Origin of the sequence: Oligella ureolytica DSM 18253, from assembly GCF_000373745.1 — a bacterium.
In the GTDB taxonomy this organism is placed as follows: Bacteria; Pseudomonadota; Gammaproteobacteria; order Burkholderiales; family Burkholderiaceae_B; genus Oligella; species Oligella ureolytica.
The window spans coordinates 1-18,270 of the sequence record NZ_KB892335.1 but is presented as its reverse complement, the minus strand read 5'-3'; the positions used below and the strand labels follow the sequence as shown (position 1 = coordinate 18,270).

Genomic DNA, 18,270 nt, shown 5'->3' with positions numbered 1-18,270 from the left:
TCTCGTATGAGCATGGATTTAGGTTTTAAATTTGTTGACCAGGAGCAACCGGAAAACGGCACGGTCATCAAGGTCGTTGGTGTTGGTGGCGCCGGCGGCAATGCGGTCAATCACATGATCGCTAAAGGTCTTAAAGGCGTTGAGTTTATCAGTGCAAACACGGATGCACAGTCATTAGGCAGTTCTCAAGCAGATCACGTTATCGCTTTAGGTACCACCGGATTAGGAGCCGGTGCTAAACCTGAAAATGGTCGTGCAGCTGCAGAAGCGGCGCGCGAACAAATTCGTAATGCGCTAACCGGTGCTCATATGGTATTTATTACCGCTGGTATGGGTGGCGGTACAGGTACAGGAGCCAGTCCTGTCGTTGCCCAAATTGCTCGCGAACTTGGTATTTTAACTGTTGGCGTAGTGACTAAGCCCTTCGGTTACGAGGGTACTCGTCGTATGAAGGCAGCCGAAGAGGGTATTGAGAACCTAACCGACAATGTCAACGCATTAATCGTTGTGCTTAACGATCGCTTAGAAGAGTTGTTAGGTGAAGACGCCACGATGCAAGAGTGTTTCATTGAGGCTGATGATGTACTTCACAATGCTTGCGCGGGTATTGCCGAGATTATTAATGTCGAGGGTAATATCAACGTTGACTTTGAAGACGTGAAAACCATTATGAGCGAGCAAGGTCAAGCGATGATGGGTACAGCAGTCGCTTCGGGTGAGGATCGCGCTAAGAAAGCAGCAGAAGAAGCGATTGCTTGTCCGCTGTTAGAAGGTGTCGATCTCAATGGCGCACGCGGCGTGTTAATTAATATTACAGCGAGCACCAGCATCACTCAGCGTGAAGTCCGTACGATTAACGAAGTCATCACGGGTTACGCAGACAAAGATGCCGTTATTATTTCCGGTATTGCTCACGATGATAATATGGGTGATCAGATTCGAGTGACTGTGGTCGCTACGGGTCTCGGCCGAAAAAAGCCTGAGATCGTTGTTGATAATACAGAGCAGCATCACCTTCGTACCGGTACGGATGATGCCAGCGCAGCAGTCGATGGCCTAAGAGGTTCGATCGGCGGTTTTAATCCGATTCGTGCCGCGCGTGGTCCTCGCACTGGTCATCTCAATGTCGGTTTCGGTTTGTCAGGCGGTGGCGTCACCGATTCAGCTATCTCTCGTCGTTCTCTTTCGGATGATGAGCGTAATGATAGTGATGTCCCTGCCTTTTTGCGTAAGCAAGCGAATTAATCACCGTAATTGATTAAGTCGTTTAGAATAATCTGTTGACCTTGGATATGCATCACAATGATGTGATACTCAAGGATTAAAGAGATTGGGAACTACTAAATACCAATACTGTCAATAGGTCAGTATTGGTGTTTTTTTGTTACAAGTTTATTTCTTTTATTTTACTTCGTAAGTGATTGAGTTAATTGGTTTTTTATTTGCTTGAGCGAGTTAAAATAGCAGAATAAATTAGAACAAAATAATTTCATTAGATTTTTATAGAAGACTAGCCATGTTAAAACAAAGAACCATACAAAAGGCGGTAAAAACTATTGGCGTAGGTGTTCATTCAGGACATCGTGTTGAGCTTACTTTGCGACCTGCAGAAGCTAATACAGGGATTGTTTTTCATCGTATTGATACCCCCCAAGTGATTGATTTTCCGGCGCTAGCAGAAAAAGTCGGTAATACTCGCATGGCTTCCGTCCTTGTTAACGGAGAGCATCGCGTATCGACAGTTGAGCATTTAATGTCAGCCTTAGCCGGTTTGGGTATTGATAATATCCATATTGATTTGACCGGTGAGGAAGTGCCTATTATGGATGGTAGCGCGGCTACCTTTGTGTATCTGCTTCGCTCAGCGGGCATCGAAGAGCAGGATGCTCCTAAGCGTTTTATACGTGTCAAAAAAACGATAGAAGTGATCGAAGGTGAGGGCGATAACATCAAGTGGGCACGCCTTGAGCCTCACCCCGGTTTTTCTTTAGCATTTTCAATTGATTTTAAGCATCCGGCCATTGCTTCTACAGCAAATTTTGCTGAAGTGGATTTTGCCAAGGACTCATTTATCAGGGATATTTCTCGTGCGCGTACCTTTGGTTTTGCCCAGGAAGTAGAGTTGTTGCGTTCTGCAGGTTTAGGTCGTGGCGGCAATCTTGATAACGTCATTGTGCTGGATGAGTACCGGATTCTCAACGAGGACGGATTGCGCTATGAAGACGAGTTTGTAAAGCACAAGATTCTTGATGCGATCGGTGATTTATATCTTGCCGGTAAACCCTTGCTCGCCAAATACGTGGCTTGTAAGTCCGGGCATGATTTAAATAATAAGCTGGTGCGTGCTTTGCTGGCGCAACCCGATGCCTATGAGGTAGTAACCTATGAGAGCGAAAAAGCTAAAGCGGATGTGTTTAACCGTGATTGGCAGCTAGCCTAATTCACGCATTATTATTCTAATTATCCGGCTTATGTTTTAAAATTCTTTCAATTAAGTCGGATTTCGTATGACCTTCAGTTCTACATTATGCAGTTTTAAGCCGTGCTTATTCAGGTGTCGTGTCATGCTTGGCGCTAATTGCTTAATTTTTGCTGCGCAGGCATTGTTAGCGACTGCTAATTTGAGTGTGCCCTCGGTATAACTAATAATCAAGCATTGTTTTGTCAATTCTTTGCCTAGTACACTTACCAGTAGCGGTTGTAGTTTAAGAATGGTACGAGCGCGTTCCAGGACGGGACCCGTGGTTTTCTCCTGTTCCAGCCACTCCATTGCAGTTTGAAAACTCGGTGGTTTACGATAGTTACGATGTGATTTCATATTGAGGAAATAGCGTTGGCTAAAAAATTTGTATCACCGCGGCGAGCGAGACAGAAGACACAAAAAGTTTGGTCTTTTAGTATTACCGTGTTGTGTGTGTGTATCGCCCTAGTGTCCGGTGCTTTGTTGGAGCGGCATTATGGTTATCACCATGATAATAACCAGAGCGGCTCGCCAAGGAATCCGAATAGTTTACCTCAAAATCCGGCCCAACAGAATTTGATCGAGCATAGTCTGGGTCAGTTTGCTCAACAATTAGCTGAAGCTAAGATTACTTTAGACAATATCACTCAGATAACAGAACGAATCAGTCATAATTCATCCTTTAATCTTGGTGTAGAAACCAACACCTTTACACAGCCTAACTTGGGTGAACACGATCAACCCATGGAGGAGTTTGTCGATGAGGTTGGTTTTTCCGGTGAAAAAATCGGTAAAGAACTCGATTTATTAAAACAGAGACTATACCAACAAGAAAATCGCATACGGGCTTTAGATGTATTGATGCAGAGTCGTAAAATTGATTTAGACCGAGTACCTACCGGTATACCGGTATCAATGCTGCAGGCGCGTATGTCTTCGCCTTTTGGATGGCGCCTTCATCCTATCACCAGAACGTCAAGATTGCATGCCGGCTTGGACTTTGCTGCCCCAAAGGGTACACCTATTTATGCCGCCAGCAATGGTGTAGTCAGTAGTGCCGGCTATGTTAATGGCTATGGCTATTTGATCGAAATAGACCATGGCGCAGGAGTGACCACGGTCTATGCTCACAATAGCGAAAACTTAGTCGAAGCAGGTGATATCGTCAGCCGTCGCCAAATGATTGCTCGTGTAGGCAACACAGGCAACTCTACCGGCGCCCATTTGCATTTTGAAGTGCGACTTGATAGTGTACCGATTGATCCGATGCTCGTGCTGGGCAAGGATTTGTCTGATATCCAAGCCCCTGCCGGCGGTTCTTTATTAGATACACTAAAACTTCTTAGTCAAGAGTGAGCAATATTTCTCATAATATCTTGATTACAGTCAACTTGCCCTCACATGAATTGGGCTATGGGTTAAACTGTTGAACTGTTGCCAATTCATCGGTGGTTTAACCTTTAATCACCAAGAGATTTTTATAATATTCACTACACAGACGATATGATTTCCATTTTTAAAAAAATCATCGGTAGCCGTAATGATCGACTACTTAAGCAATATAAACGGACCGTAGCCAAGATCAATAAGTTAGAGCCTGAGATGCAGGCGTTGAGCGAAGATGAATTAGCAGCTAAAAGTGTTGAGTTTAAGGAGCGTTTAGCGAATGGTCAGAGTTTAGATGACATTCTGCCTGAGGCTTTTGCTGTGGTGCGCGAAGCGTCAGTGCGTGTCCTCGGTATGCGTCATTTTGATGTGCAGATGATAGGAGCTCTGGCTCTACACCAAGGCAAGATTGCAGAGATGCGTACCGGTGAGGGTAAGACACTCATGTCTACCTTGGCGATTTATTTAAATGCCTTGGCCGGCAAGGGTGTCCATGTCGTTACTGTCAACGAATACCTTGCTGCGCGCGATGCTCACAATAATGGCCGCTTATTCGAATTCTTAGGCTTGAGTGTCGGTGTAGTGACTTCAAACCAAAGTAATCCGGATAAAATCGCCGCCTATGCAGCGGATGTTACGTACGGTACTAATAATGAATTCGGTTTTGACTATTTGCGCGATAACATGGAGTTTCGTGTTGAGGACCGTCGTCAGCGAGGCCTTAATTTTGCGATCGTCGACGAGGTTGACTCCATTTTAATTGATGAGGCCCGTACGCCATTAATTATTTCCGGACAGGCAGAAGACAATACAGATCTTTATAAGGCGATGAATGTGGTACCGGCGATGATGAATCGCATGGCCAGTGAGCCACGCCCTGATGAGCCCGAGCCCGAAGGTGATTTCTGGGTAGATGAAAAGGCACAACAAATTCATTTATCAGAGGCCGGTCACGAAAAAGCCGAGCATATTTTACAAGATCTCAAGATTCTCCCTGAGGGGCAGTCTTTATATGATCCGCGTAATATCAGCTTAGTACATCACTTGATGGTCGCTCTAAGAGCGCATAATCTATTCCACCGCGATCAGCATTATGTGATCCAAGATGGTGAAGTGGTTATTGTAGATGAATTTACCGGTCGTTTTATGCAGGGTCGTCGCTGGTCTGATGGTTTGCACCAAGCGGTTGAAGCCAAAGAAAATGTTGATATTCAAAATGAAAATCAGACCTTAGCATCCATTACCTTCCAAAACTACTTCCGTATGTATGAGAAGTTAGGCGGTATGACCGGTACAGCAGACACCGAAGCGTATGAGTTCCAACAGATCTATGGCTTAGAGACGGTGATTATCCCGACCAATTTGCCGATGATTCGTCAGGACCAAAACGATCAAATCTTTAAAAACGATGAGCAGAAGTTTGCCGCTATTATTAAAGACGTACGTGATTGTTATGAGCGTAAGCAGCCGGTATTAGTGGGTACAACCAGCATTGAAAACTCTGAGCTTCTTTCTGAAATGCTCAAGAAAGAGGGTTTACCACACGACGTTTTAAACGCTAAGCAGCACGCTCGTGAAGCAGAAATTGTAGCAGAAGCGGGTAAGCCGGGTGCTATTACGATCGCGACGAATATGGCCGGTCGAGGTACTGATATTGTGCTGGGCGGTAGTATTGAGAAAAGTATTAACATGGTGATGGCCGATGATTCCCTCGATGCGGAGCAAAAGAATGCGCGCATTGAGAAGATTCGTGAGGAATGGAGGCCAATTAACCAAGAAGTCAAAGCATCAGGTGGTTTACGTATTATCGGTACCGAGCGCCACGAATCGCGACGTATCGATAACCAGTTGCGCGGTCGTGCCGGTCGCCAAGGTGACCCCGGTTCTTCACGCTTTTACTTAGGTTTAGATGACCCGTTGATGCGTATTTTCGCGGGTGACCGTGTACGCGCAATTATGGATCGTTTAGGTGTCGATGGTGAGCCTATTGAAGCGAAAATGGTGACCCGTTCCATCGAATCTGCACAACGCAAGGTTGAGAGTCGTAACTTCGATATCCGTAAGCAATTACTTGAATTTGATGACGTAGCCAATGAGCAGCGTAAAGTAATTTACAGTCAGCGTAACGAAGTGCTCGAGTCAGACTCACTTAAAGAGATGCTGACGAATCTTCGTCATGATGCGGTGACGGAACTAGTGCGACAGTACGTACCTGAAGAATCGATGGAAGAGCAATGGGATCTTACTACCTTAGAAAATGTCCTCGCGACGGATTGGCAGTTGCACGTGCCGGTCTCACAGTGGGTCGAGGAAGATAGTAATTTAGACGATGAAGGTATCTTAACACGCATTATTGAGGCTGCAGACGAGCAAAATCAAGCAAAAATTGAGCTGGTGGGCGAGGAATCTTGGGCTCAGTTTGAGCGCTCTGTGTTACTCGATCGTATTGATGGCAGCTGGCGTGAGCATTTATCGGCTTTAGATCATTTACGTCAAGGTATTCACTTGCGTGGTTACGCACAAAAAGACCCTAAGCAAGAGTACAAAAAAGAAGCCTTTATTTTATTCTCACATATGCTTGACCGCATTCGTGATGAAGCCGTTAAGATTCTTATGACGGTTCAAATTCAAGCACCGGAACAGGTGACTGAGGCCCAAGCACAACAACAGCAGACGGCCGGAGTACAAAATGTGCAGTACCATCATGCGGACGCAGATGAAGTCCTAGGCGGCGACAAACCGGCTTCGGGTGTAGAGGTGAATGCAGAGGGTGATGTGTCTGCCGGTGGTATTACCGTCAAGAATATGATGCGTCATGTTGGTCGTAACGACCCTTGCCCGTGCGGTAGTGGTAAGAAGTACAAGCAGTGTCACGGTAAATTGAACTAAGACAAAATTAACACCTTATATAAAAAGTCCACGATATGACAAGATGCATATCGTGGACTTTTTGTATGGTGATTACAATTACATCAAGAAGATGGTCGCCAATCCTAAGAAGATGAAAAAGCCTAGGGAGTCAGTGGCAAAGGTTAGCAGTACTGAAGAACCTAAGGCCGGGTCTTTGTTGAGACGATCACGTATCAGTGGAATCAGCACGCCGAGCGTTGCGCCGACCAGCATATTTAGCACCATGGCACTTGCCATGACCAAGGCGATTTTGATGGAACCCGAGAAAATCCAAGCAAATGTGCCGGCAATGAAACTGCCACCAAGGCCTACGCAGAGAGTCACAAAAGTTTCACGCTTTAAGAGATTTCGTGCATTTTTTTGATTAACACGACCAACAGCCAACGCACGAATCACCATCGTCATGGTCTGATTGCCGGAGTTGCCGCCAATCCCCGCCACAATAGACATGAGAAAAGCCAGAATCACGATGTGACTAACGGTGTCTTCAAAGCGAGAGGCGACGAGTGATGCGACGGACGCAGTCATTAAGTTAATCAATAGCCAGGGTGCGCGATTGGGAATCGCTCGACGGACCGGCACAAAGATATCCTCTTCTTGTAGACCCGCTTGAGATAGTGCTTGTTCATTGGAATCTTCACGAATCACATCAACAATGTCAGTGATCGTGACGCGACCAATTAGGACATTGTCCTCATCAATGACCGGTGCTGATGCTAAGTCATAACGTTCAAAAGCAGAGGCTGCTTTGGTGTCTTTGGAGTCCGCTTTAAGGGATAGATAGTCGGTCTCCATGACATCTGTGACCGATTTTTCGGATTCATTAACTAATAACGTGGTCAGTGGCAGGACACCCTTTAATTGGTTTTCTCTATTAACGACAAATAGTTGGTCAGTGTGCTCAGGTAGTTCGCCCAGCATGCGTAAATAGCGCAGTACGACTTCGAGGGTTACATCTTGGCGGACCCGTACGATTTCGAAGTCCATGATGGCGCCGACTGTGCCTTCCGGGTATCCAAGTGCTGAGCGAAGCTGTTCGCGCTCTTCATCTGTTAAAGTTTTTTGAAGCTCAACAACTACTTCAGGCGGTAGGTCGGGTACTAGGTCAGCCAGTTCGTCTGCATCTAAGTCTTCTGTGGCCGCGATGATATCCTCTTGGTCCATCTCGGCAATCAGCTCTTCACGAATCCAGTCTTCTACTTCGAGAAGAATATCCCCATCGTGATCTGTATGTGCAGCGTTCCAAACCTTGATACGTGCTTCAGACGGTAATGACTCAAGAATAAACGCAATATCGGCCGGGTGTAGGTGATTGATTAAATCACCTAATTCCGCAGCATGCTTGTGTTCTAAAACTGTTTGAACTAATTCTGCTCGTTCGGAGCTACCCTCTTGTTGAGCGAGGATGTTTTCAACTAACTCTTGCTTTTTTAAAAGTGTATTGATCTCTTCGATAATTGAGTCTTGGTTCTCATGATCAAGCCGTTTAGGGATATTGATTACCTGTGGCTCATCGAAGGAGTCCATGCTGCTATCGGAGATTTCCTCAATGTTGAGGTCAAGTTTCTCTTGTTCTGTAGTTCTATTATCGTTATTTGAATTATTGTTAAGCATTTGAACCGTAACCTTCTAATATTTTGTGTTGCGAGGAAATGGCTTAGAGCTGCTGTCTAATCATCTCCCCAAAGGCTGTTGCGATGTGTTTGTTGGAAGCGATGATGTTGCCGCCTCTGGGCCAGTCTTCCTGCTCATAAATATCTTCTACGATACCACCTGCTTCGCGGACTAGCAAAGTACCTGCACACACATCATAAGGCGCCAGGCCCATTTCCCAGTAGCCATCAAAGCGACCGCAAGCAACCCAAGCTAAGTCCAAAGCGGCAGCGCCGAGGCGACGTATGCCGCGCGTGTGGTGGATGGCCTCATTGAAGCCCCTCATGTACGATTCCTCAAAAGAGAAGTCTCTAAACGGCACGCCGGTGGCTAATAATGAGTCTTCGAGATGCCTGCTTTGAGAGGTGTTAACACGCTGGCCATTTAAGAAGCAACCGTCTTGATGAATTGCACTAAACATCTCCTGGCGGTTAGGGTCATAAACGACGCCGATAATAGGGGTATTAACCGCCAAAGGCTCTGTGTTGGGGATAAGTACCGTACCGGCGCGCGCTACTAGGCCGATTGACACTGCATAATGCGGTATCCCATGTAAAAAATTTGTGGTGCCGTCTAAGGGGTCGATGAACCATGCAAGCTGCGCTTGATCCAAGTCAGAAGAGGTGCCGCTTTCCTCAGCTACAATAGCAATGTCTGGGGTCTTCTCTCGCATGATCTGTAGAATAGCTTGCTCTGCATCTCTATCCGCTTGTGAAACGAGGTCATTTTGAGATTTATGATCAATCGATAGTTTACTACGATCCTTGGCATAAACTGTCAAAATAGAGGCTGCTTCCTTGGCGGCGGTGGTGGCAGCTTCCAGTGCGTGGTAAAAGTCAACTTTAATGTCTTGCATGAGTATATTTCTCCGAAGGGCCACAAGGTATAGGCTGGTTCTGAAAAGAAATTTCGCTGACCATCCACTTATACGGCATGTATGATGCAGAATAATCAACAATTATACTACATGTTTTTTTAAAAAAATTATTAATAAAGTTTGGCAAGAACTGGGTCACTTTATCTCTCGTTTAAAAATTTATGCTTAAAGAATTTAACCTGTCTCCGGCAGTGGTTGCGCTCGACTGTCAAGCGTTAACCATAACATCTCCGTTTAATACCCTGAGCTTAAGTAGTGCTTGGCTCAAGGATTGGCAGCAACGAATCGAGCAAGAGTGGCCCAGGGTTAGGGCGATGTTGCAAGACAAGGCGTTGATGCAAGTGATGCTGGAGGGGGAGAGCGCGTTAGTGTTGTTGCCTTTGTTAATGGTGCAGCAGCATGAAGTCAGTCTGCACGCCTTATATAGCAATAATATCGTTTTTTCTGCACGTGACTGGGAGCAGATAGCGCATTTTTATCAGCTGTCCGGATTGGCGAATCCGTATTTCGATGTCGTTTTTACTCATCTGCGTCTTCATTGGCCTTTGGCCTTGCCGGGCGTGCACAGAATAGACTTTGCTGATAAGCAGGGTAGCCTAACGCTGGGTTTTGGGGAGCCAAACTATTTACAAAATCAATGGCATTGTTCTATCGATCTGTTTGTGCGTGATGAAGCGATAGAATCATCGGAGCATAGGCATTGGCCATGGGTTTTACGCTATGCAGCCGTTAAAAGTTATTTCCTCATGGACAAAGCACAGTTTGAACGTGAAGAGTTTGTCGTTGCGACAAAAAAAGCCGGTATGCAGTTGGTCGATTCCCAAGCGCTTCGTCCGCATATGCAAAAAGCTCAAAAAAATAAAACTAACACCATGGCGATCATCGGTGGTGGTATCGCCGGCGCCGGGATTGCGGGTGTGATGCAGCAGCGAGATTGGCAAGTAACGGTATTTGATCCGATGTTCAGCGAGTCTAATGCCTGCAAGCATAAAAATCACTTAGCCGCTGCTATGACGCCATTTATCTCGGTTGATGATAACCATAAGTCACGTTTGAGTCGTGCGGCCATCTTGCGCGCTTTATATCATTGGCGAGACTTTCCGGATGAGGTGATCGTATCTCGTGCCGGTAATCTGGAGGTTAATCGTAATAAGGGCTATGGCAAGGATATTACCATTGCCGTAGACACGTTGAATTTCCCGAGGGAGTGGGTGCAACGACTGAGCCCTCGGGAGGTGTCGGAGCGTTTGGGCGTTGAGCTAGAGGAAGAAGGCATTTTTTGGCCACAGGCTCGACTCATTAGTCCGGAGCAATTATTAAAGTACATTTATACGCATTTTCCTGTGCAGCAACGCAGCCAAGCAGTCGCTTATGTCAAAAAGCACACAAATTCTGAACATTGGCAATTATTTGATGCAGACGATAACTGCTTAGGCAAGTACGAGCAGATTGTGATCGCGAACGCAGCCGAGTGTATGTCTATTTTAGAAAAAAGTGATTTGCTCCAACGCCAAACGATGGCTGGTGAGTTTAAAGCCGCTATGCCTAAAGTTGAAGAGACCATGCACTGGATGGGGGGTGAGGTGATACATATCGCGGCGAACAGATTACTGCAGGTGCCAAAGGTTGCTTTGGGTGGTCAAGGCTATTTCTTGCCGCCTACGGTGGATGGCCTGTGCGTGTTAGGTAGTACCTATCGGCATGGAGAGCAGGATCCCGGGATAAGTCTCAAGGGGCAAGAGGTGATCAGAGATAAAATACCGCTTGCTTTAGATGAGTTAACGTCGCCAACCGTCCGGTTAGAAGAGGGGTGGTCAGGCGGTCGAGCCGTCGTACAAGGGCGATTGCCGGTGATTACAGAATTGGACTACGCACGAGGGGTATGGTTGGCGGTGGGCTATGGCTCACATGGACTGACTTGGAGCAGCTTTGCCGGGGATATCATCGGCGCTATGCTGGATGGTGAGCCTGTCCCTTTGGAAAAAGAGTTAATCAAAGCGCTTGGGCTTCGATAGTTGCGCAATCATGAGCTTGGTTTAGTTAGTATGGCAGTCGGATAAATGACATGAATATGACTAATTCATGAGAAAAATGGGGGCGCTATTTTAATCCTAAATATGAATAAAAATCAATTTCGGTTTAAATTTTATGAAAAAAAAGTCATAATAGTAGACTATAAGCGGACAATTACCTCAGAAAAATGACATAAGTCCACATTTATCAAAATTTATAAAAGAGAGTTGTGTGATTCAATTTGAAGAGTTAGCCCTAGTTAGCAAACAAGGCCATAGCGTAGAGTTTTCAACCGGTTACCAGGATTATGTACTACGTATTGAGGCTCAAGCGCCCGGTGTCTTTAGATTTTGCTGCGGCTCCTTAAAAAGTTTATCCCTTTCCGAAACCAATGAAAGAGCCAAAACACGCCAAGAGCTCTCGGTGATTCCAAATGATCAGCCGGCTGAATTGGTTGTTGTAGAGCAGGAGGGCTCTTGGCTATTAGCACAAAAAGATTGTGCTTTATTACTCTCCACTCATCCTTTTTCCCTGAAGCTATTAAAACCGACTGCCCTGCAGAGTGAGGTTGATGCTGAGGACGCAGACGAGCAAGAGCGCAGTCTTGAGCAAGATGCAATAGCGGCCTACGCTGATGCTGAGGTGTTGCTTCAAACATCAAGCGCTTATGATAGGTCTTTTGTTTTTGATGAGTCTTGGGCGCTGATGCTTGATTTGCCTGAAGAACAGCCGGTGTATGGTTTAGGTGCGACAGATCAAAATTTTAATCGTCGCAGCGAAGAATTTGTCTCTGATCTGGCAGCGTTTAATTTTGCTCCATTGGCTTGGTCTACTCATGGTTGGGGCTTGTATCTGGATGGCTTAGACCGCAGCATACACAGTGTTGCTGCGGCAGATGATGCGCATAGCTATCAACTTTACACGGATAATAAGTGCTTTGATTTGTATTTATTCAGCGGTGAGCCCTTAGTCATTTTTGATCAATACACGGCACTGACAGGCCGCGGCGGTCAGCCGACGTTAGACGCAATGGGCGTTGGTTTAGAGCAATTAGACGGGCAAAGTGATGAGGAGTTTTTAACCTTTGCCAAGCAGTTGCGTGACCACGAGGTTTCTATTAATACGCTGGAGTATGCGTGGCCTGGCTTGGCGGTGATTGATAATGACCGCTTAAGTTTGGATTGGGATGCTGAGCGTCTCGAGGCCAATACTCGCGCATATTTTGATAAGTTAAAGGACAATCATTGGCATGCGATTGTACCTACTTTTCCGGCCATCTATGTGGGTACGCATCTTTTTGAAGAGCTTCAAGACCGTGGTTGGATGATCATGGATGCCGAAGGTGATGCACTGCGCTTTTCCGGTACCAAGCACACGGGTGGTAAGGACTACGGCTTATTGGACCTAACTTACAAAGATGCTTATAACTTTTGGCGTGACAGACATCAGCAGCTACTCGAACATGGGCAGTCTCTAAAAACCACCACAGCGATTGTTGAGCTGCCTGATGAGGCCAGTGGCCGCCATAATGAAGAAGGTGCACTACTGCGACAGCTTTTCCCTACGCTTATGGAGCAGTCTCTCTATGACGGCATTTCAGCAGCTACCACGCCGCCTGAGGGGGTTGTTGTACATGATCAAATGAACATTGCCAGTCAGCGACGCCCTTATCTTGAGCTACCATCTTTTGAAGGGTCTTGGGATGGGCTCAACAAGCTTTACCGTACCTTGATTAGTGTGCAAAATAGCTGCGTGCCGTTTGTTAAGCATCGTATTGGGCGTGCGGGTGACGAGCCGATGGAGGCAGATTTATACCTTCGTTGGTTGGCTCTTTCTACCTTTAGCGGTAATTTCTCTTTTCATGCCGAGGTAGAGCAACTGCCGATTTATTATGATGAGGACACACAGCATCTTGCCAAGCAGTGGCTATCTTTACGCTATCGCCTTATTCCTTATGTCCTTGGTATTATTGAGGAGGGCGTGCGGGGTGGGCAACCTATTCAGAGCTCCATGCCGTTGGCCTTTCCTAATGATGAGATGGCGGCAGAGTTTGATCAGCAGTTTTTATTTGGTCCGGCGGTGCTAATTGCGCCCATCCTGGATGAGAGTGGCTGTGCGATTGTCTATTTGCCTGCGAATGAAGCTTGGTGGGACCTAAACACCGGTGAGCGCTACGAAGGTGGTCAGGTCTTAGAGTATCATTGTGGATTGGACACGATCCCCGCTTTTGGTCGTGAAGGGCATATGTTGGCCGTTGGGCCGACTATTGCGCATCTGGGCGAGATGAACTCGGCGCGTTTGTTGGATGAGATTTGGTTGTTTGGTATGCCTCTTCATAATCCGGTGGTGATGCGTAATAAAATTCGCGTGATGCAGATGCAGGGCTCAAGCTACATTAAGGGCTTAGAGGGTTTAAAGATTCTCCCGACCGACGAGTTAGAAGTAAAGCGTCGTGGTGCCGAGGTCAGGATTTCACCTGTCAGGTAGCAGATGAGTCACTATAAAATTTTTCTTGGTATTGCCCTGCTCGTTTTATCGACATGGGCACTATCAGTTCAGGAGGCAAGCGGTAAGTGGTTAATGCAAATCAGCTTGCCTCTTTTTTGTCTGCTGTTTTTTAGATTTGCTGTGCATGTGGTGTTGGTGCTGGCGATTACCTTGCCTAGCAAAGGTTTAGCTATTTTTCATAGCACAAGTTATAAAACGCAAGTTATTCGCGGTCTTACCACGATGGTCACGACCCTGGCTATTTTTACGGCGTTGTCCTATTTACCTCAAGCAGAAGCAACGGCTATTTATTTCTTAGCACCTTTACTCGTGCTGTGTGCTGCTCCTTGGTTTCTGGGTGAGGCCTCTCGTTTACATCGCTGGGTTGCGGCTGTGGTTGGCTTCATGGGCGTTTTATTGATAGTGCGGCCCGGGGCGGGCTTAGACCCCGTTGGCGTGGCTTATGCCTTGTTAGCGGCTTTTACGATTGCCATGCAGTTTATCTATACCAAAAAGTTGGCTGCTGACGATTCACAAACTACGTTACTGTGGACCGGTATTGTCGGTTTACTTGGCGGTATCGTGTTAATGCCTTTTCACTGGGACGAAAGCATGGCCGCCTTGAGGGATTTCAGCTTGTGGCAATGGTTGCTTTTAATTAACGTGGGATTATTTGGTACGTTAGGGCATTTATTACAAATAAGAGCGTATCAACATGCGCCTGCTTCTTTGCTTGCACCGTTTAGTTATTTTCAAATTATTGCGGCAGCAGCGCTAGGATTTGCAATTTGGGGGCAATTTCCTGATGTCTGGGCGTGGGTCGGTATTTTAATCGTGTGTGGCAGCGGTATTGCAGTGACAGCGGTTGAATGGCGCTATAATCAAAAAGCGTTGAAGTTAGTAGAAAAGATAATTGAAGAAAAATAGCTAAAACTGTTGTTTAGTTGTGAAAAATACACACAAATTAGCTGTTTATAAAAAAATGACAAATTGGTGTTGACAGTGTTACGCAAATAAGTCATAATTTTAATCTTTCGAGGGGCTGGTAGCTCAGTCGGTAGAGCAGCGGACTTTTAATCCGTTGGTCGCGGGTTCGAATCCCGCCCAGCCCACCAGAAATAAATTAACGTCTTATAGGATTGCTCTATAGGACGTTTTTTTATGCCTGCTTTAGAGTGGTATGGTTCTGTTGGACACGTAGGAGTGTGCCTGAGGTATATTCAAGTTTATGGTGTGTGTCGCTTAGTCACGTTATGGCAAGCTATTGAAACGACTGGTAACATCGGTCTAGGTAGGCTTTAAACGAGCAGGCTGCTTATGTTACCTTAATTGGTTAAACAATTTCAGAATCCATAAAGGGGTAGTAGCGTGTTCGATTTTTTCAAAAAGACGCCACTAAAGTTGGCAGGTTCAATCCATGTAGGAGCGTGGTTTCAGCCGTTATTATTGATTTTTTGTGTCCTTATTTTTTTGAGTTCTGATAATGTGGCACATGCCGTGACTGAGACAGCAACTGTTGCTTCTTCGGCGCAACTGGCGGATCTGTTGGAAAATGAACAAACACGCCAACAATTAATTGAACAATTGCGAGGTCAAGTCGCTGAAGAGCCGGTGGCAGACAGCGCGACAGAGACGACGGAAATCGATGACTCTTTACCCAGACGGGTAGCGGATACGACGCAGCTTTTTCTTACTAAAGTACTGGATGACTTAGGGTATACAGCAGAGACGCTTGGTGCGATGGTGCGTGGCGAAGCAGTTGGTAACGTCACCATGGCGGGTTGGAAGACCGTTTTACTAAGGTTTTCTCTCGTAGTGTTTGTTACGGTGATTGCCTTTATATTTACCCGTTTAGTAGCAGCTCGGTTTTTTTCTCGAATCAATCAATGGACCGTTCAATCACCTAAAGTATCTAAAAGACAGCAGCATCGCGTTAATGAATTATTTTTATTGCGAAAAATGACTGCCATACTTGGCGCATTCGTTATTGATGTGGCGGCTATCGCTCTAGCGGCTATTGTTGGTTATGGTGTGGTTATGTCACTTGCCGGGCCGGGTGGTGTCGCAGGGATGTTTGAGTCTCTGTTTGTCAATGCATTTGTTGCGGTTGAGCTTACTCGGGCCTTAGTGCGGGTGGTCTTTGCTACACGTTTCCCTCGTTTGAGGCTGTTTACGATGTCTGATGAAGTCGCGCAGTATTGGAATAAATGGCTGACTGTGCTGGTGGAAGTAGTCGGATATGGGATGCTAGTGATTGTGCCGGTCGCGACGCTCATGTTCGGTGCGGCCTTAGGCAACATGATTCGCTTATTGATTATGTTCGGTGTGTTTATTTATGCGATTAGAGGCATTTGGAAGCATCGAGTCGAGGTACATGATCGTTTTATGCAGCGTGCAAATCAGGCTTCGGTTGCATTTTTTGGTACCTTGATGCGCTTGTTTGCCAAGGTATGGCATTTTTTAGCCATTATTTACTTTGCTGTTTTGTTGGTGGTAAGCCAGATAGATCCTGTTAATGCGCTTCCCTTTATGGCTCAGGCGACAATGCAAAGCATATTGGCGATTGTCATCGGGTTAATTGTATCGACGATCCTGACGGCCATACTCAGTCGACGGGTGCGTTTGTCTGATGATTTGCGAGCTAAGTTGCCTTTACTTGAAGAGCGTATTAATTCATATATACCGGCGATGCTTAAAGGCCTGCGCCTGCTGACGCTTGCTGTTGTGGTGCTGGTGATCCTTGACGCCTGGCGTGCGTTTGATTTAACAGCTTGGTTAAGTTCGGCTTCAGGGCAAGCAACCATTAATATGGTCGTTCATATAGGTATCGTCTTGTTAATTGCGTCGATCAGTTGGAGTGTCATTGCCAGCATCATTGAAGGCCGTCTAAGCGGAACGGGTGAGTATGAGGCGAGTGCGCGTGAAAAAACCTTACTCTCACTCTTGAGAAATGCCGTATTGATTGTGATTGTGACCATGACAATATTAGTGCTGCTGTCACAAATCGGCATTAATATCGGTCCGTTACTTGCCGGTGCGGGTGTTGTGGGTTTGGCGATTGGTTTTGGTGCACAAAAGTTGGTGCAGGATATTATTACAGGCATTTTCATTCAACTTGAAAATGGGATGAATGTAAATGATGTCGTTGAAGCGGGCGGAGTGTTTGGTACAGTCGAAAAAATGACTATCCGTTCGGTGGGTATACGCACCTTAGATGGCGGTTATCATATGATTCCTTTTTCATCGGTTGATGTGGTGGTTAATCACATGCGTGATTTTTCTTACCATATGGGTGAATACACGATTGCGCATCGAGAAGATGTGGATCATGCCATTCAACATTTACACCATGCATTTGATGAGCTGATGCAAGATGAGGTACTGGCTCCCGAAATTCTTGAAGAAATTACTATCCCCGGGGTTACTGCCATTAATGATAAGGGTGTCACTATTCGAGTCTTGATTAAAACGACACCCGGTATGCAATGGGCTGTGCAGCGGGGTTATAACCGCTTGGTTAAAAAGCACTTCAACGCAGCCAATATAGAGCTGCCATATCCACACACGGTGGTATATTTTGGTCAGGATAAAAACGGCCACGCTCCTGCTGCTAATGTACAGTGGAGCAGTATGGACAAGCCAAAGCAAGCGCCTTTTAGAAGAGGTCATGCGCCTGCTGCAGGGCATACGCCGGGTCATTTAGCACCTGCGGTTCAAGGCTCAACAGATGTATTGGGTAATGAATTAGAGCAGGTGGTGCCGGATGATGAAGAGCAAAAGGATATTTAACTGACGAGATATAAACTTTATGCCGTCATAACATAATAAAGGCCACGGTAATAAAGTGGCCTTTATGTATTTAATATAGAGTTATTTCCTAACTGCTGTACCGCATTCGGGCACGAGGGCTAGAGGTAGGGTTAATTCATCAATCCAAGCCTGTAGCTCGACATGGGCGGTGGCTATTTCGTCGTCTTGACGAAGAGGGTGGATATAATCCGCCCACATCAACATATTTAGAGATTGTAATAGTAATCCCGGTGCATGACTGAACATACTCAATTGGCGTAACTCAGCAAAAGAGTTGTCGCCAGAGGCAAGCGCCTCAATTAATGGTGTAAAAATCTCTTTGGGACCAGTGATTTTACCGATTGGGGTGCCAAATATAATGGCACCTGCTTTAGTTGACATCCTCCCCGCCCTAAAGAACGGGGATTCCTACGGCGTTCAGGCGACCATCGCCTGACTCGCTTCGGTGGGTTCTTGGCCCGACGCCCTTACCTACAGGCGAAGTCTCTGCACAAGCTAACCGGGCGTGTCCCGCCCTTAANACATTGATCGCGCCGACTACGTCAGCGTTTTCCTCAAAATCACAGTCCATACACTTGAAGCACGCTTGGCTACGCCTATTCTCCTTGGCAACGTAGCCGCAGCAGGGACAAGTCCGGCTGGTGTTTCTGGGGTTCACAGCAAGGAGCTCCCC

General features: G+C 46.2%; 14 protein-coding genes and 1 tRNA gene. 10 read left to right on the top strand and 5 right to left on the bottom strand.

Annotated features, from left to right (window positions below; genetic code table 11):
• The first annotated feature begins 6 nt into the window (after nucleotides 1-6).
• Both ftsZ and lpxC read left to right on the top strand, forming a co-directional pair.
• Nucleotides 7-1,245 (top strand): cell division protein FtsZ, encoded by a 1,239-nt coding sequence (ftsZ, locus tag B092_RS0111110; protein WP_018575311.1) that lies wholly within the window; start codon nucleotides 7-9, stop codon nucleotides 1,243-1,245.
• A gap of 271 nt (nucleotides 1,246-1,516) precedes the next feature.
• Nucleotides 1,517-2,440: a UDP-3-O-acyl-N-acetylglucosamine deacetylase gene (gene lpxC, locus B092_RS0111105; protein ID WP_018575310.1), complete on the top strand. Its 924-nt coding sequence runs from the start codon at nucleotides 1,517-1,519 to the stop codon at nucleotides 2,438-2,440.
• Between the two features lie 51 nt (nucleotides 2,441-2,491).
• Here lpxC and B092_RS0111100 read toward each other — a convergent pair whose 3' ends face one another.
• Nucleotides 2,492-2,818: a DciA family protein gene (locus B092_RS0111100; protein ID WP_018575309.1), complete on the bottom strand. Its 327-nt coding sequence runs from the start codon at nucleotides 2,816-2,818 to the stop codon at nucleotides 2,492-2,494.
• Between the two features lie 15 nt (nucleotides 2,819-2,833).
• Here B092_RS0111100 and B092_RS0111095 point away from each other — a divergent pair, with 15 nt between their 5' ends.
• Both B092_RS0111095 and secA read left to right on the top strand, forming a co-directional pair.
• Nucleotides 2,834-3,817, top strand: coding sequence for a M23 family metallopeptidase (locus B092_RS0111095; RefSeq protein ID WP_018575308.1), 984 nt, complete (start codon nucleotides 2,834-2,836; stop codon nucleotides 3,815-3,817).
• 147 nt (nucleotides 3,818-3,964) lie between these two features.
• Nucleotides 3,965-6,736, top strand: coding sequence for a preprotein translocase subunit SecA (gene secA / locus B092_RS0111090; RefSeq protein WP_018575307.1), 2,772 nt, complete (start codon nucleotides 3,965-3,967; stop codon nucleotides 6,734-6,736).
• A gap of 78 nt (nucleotides 6,737-6,814) precedes the next feature.
• Here the strand turns inward: secA and mgtE are convergent, their stop codons facing one another.
• Together mgtE and B092_RS0111080 are read right to left on the bottom strand one after the other, a co-directional pair.
• Nucleotides 6,815-8,284 carry a magnesium transporter gene (gene mgtE / locus B092_RS0111085; RefSeq protein WP_051077733.1) on the bottom strand — a complete coding sequence of 490 codons (1,470 nt, stop codon included), beginning with the start codon at nucleotides 8,282-8,284 and terminating at the stop codon, nucleotides 6,815-6,817.
• A gap of 130 nt (nucleotides 8,285-8,414) precedes the next feature.
• The gene (locus B092_RS0111080; RefSeq protein WP_018575305.1) at nucleotides 8,415-9,266 is read right to left on the bottom strand and encodes an inositol monophosphatase family protein; all 852 of its coding nucleotides are present in this window, start codon (nucleotides 9,264-9,266) and stop codon (nucleotides 8,415-8,417) included.
• 182 nt (nucleotides 9,267-9,448) lie between these two features.
• Here B092_RS0111080 and B092_RS0111075 point away from each other — a divergent pair, with 182 nt between their 5' ends.
• The 6 genes from B092_RS0111075 (at nucleotide 9,449) to B092_RS0111055 (ending at nucleotide 17,576) form a co-directional block, all read left to right on the top strand.
• On the top strand, nucleotides 9,449-11,302 hold the full coding sequence (locus tag B092_RS0111075; protein WP_018575304.1) for an FAD-dependent oxidoreductase: 1,854 nt from the start codon (nucleotides 9,449-9,451) through the stop codon (nucleotides 11,300-11,302).
• Between the two features lie 229 nt (nucleotides 11,303-11,531).
• On the top strand, nucleotides 11,532-13,787 hold the full coding sequence (locus B092_RS0111070; RefSeq protein WP_018575303.1) for a TIM-barrel domain-containing protein: 2,256 nt from the start codon (nucleotides 11,532-11,534) through the stop codon (nucleotides 13,785-13,787).
• 3 nt (nucleotides 13,788-13,790) lie between these two features.
• The gene (locus B092_RS0111065) at nucleotides 13,791-14,714 is read left to right on the top strand and encodes a DMT family transporter (RefSeq protein WP_018575302.1); all 924 of its coding nucleotides are present in this window, start codon (nucleotides 13,791-13,793) and stop codon (nucleotides 14,712-14,714) included.
• Nucleotides 14,715-14,826: 112 nt separating this feature from the next.
• Nucleotides 14,827-14,902 (top strand) — tRNA-Lys (locus tag B092_RS0111060).
• Nucleotides 14,903-14,948: 46 nt separating this feature from the next.
• Nucleotides 14,949-15,089: a hypothetical protein gene (locus B092_RS15505; protein WP_156813075.1), complete on the top strand. Its 141-nt coding sequence runs from the start codon at nucleotides 14,949-14,951 to the stop codon at nucleotides 15,087-15,089.
• Nucleotides 15,090-15,155: 66 nt separating this feature from the next.
• Nucleotides 15,156-17,576, top strand: coding sequence for a mechanosensitive ion channel domain-containing protein (locus B092_RS0111055; RefSeq protein WP_018575301.1), 2,421 nt, complete (start codon nucleotides 15,156-15,158; stop codon nucleotides 17,574-17,576).
• Between the two features lie 81 nt (nucleotides 17,577-17,657).
• On the opposite strand, the gene B092_RS0111050 is transcribed toward B092_RS0111055, so the two are convergent.
• Nucleotides 17,658-17,978 (bottom strand): hypothetical protein, encoded by a 321-nt coding sequence (locus B092_RS0111050; protein WP_018575300.1) that lies wholly within the window; start codon nucleotides 17,976-17,978, stop codon nucleotides 17,658-17,660.
• A 10-nt stretch (nucleotides 17,979-17,988) separates the two neighbouring features.
• The gene (locus tag B092_RS0111045; protein WP_083907511.1) at nucleotides 17,989-18,255 is read right to left on the bottom strand and encodes a zinc ribbon domain-containing protein; all 267 of its coding nucleotides are present in this window, start codon (nucleotides 18,253-18,255) and stop codon (nucleotides 17,989-17,991) included.
• Nucleotides 18,256-18,270: the final 15 nt, after the last annotated feature.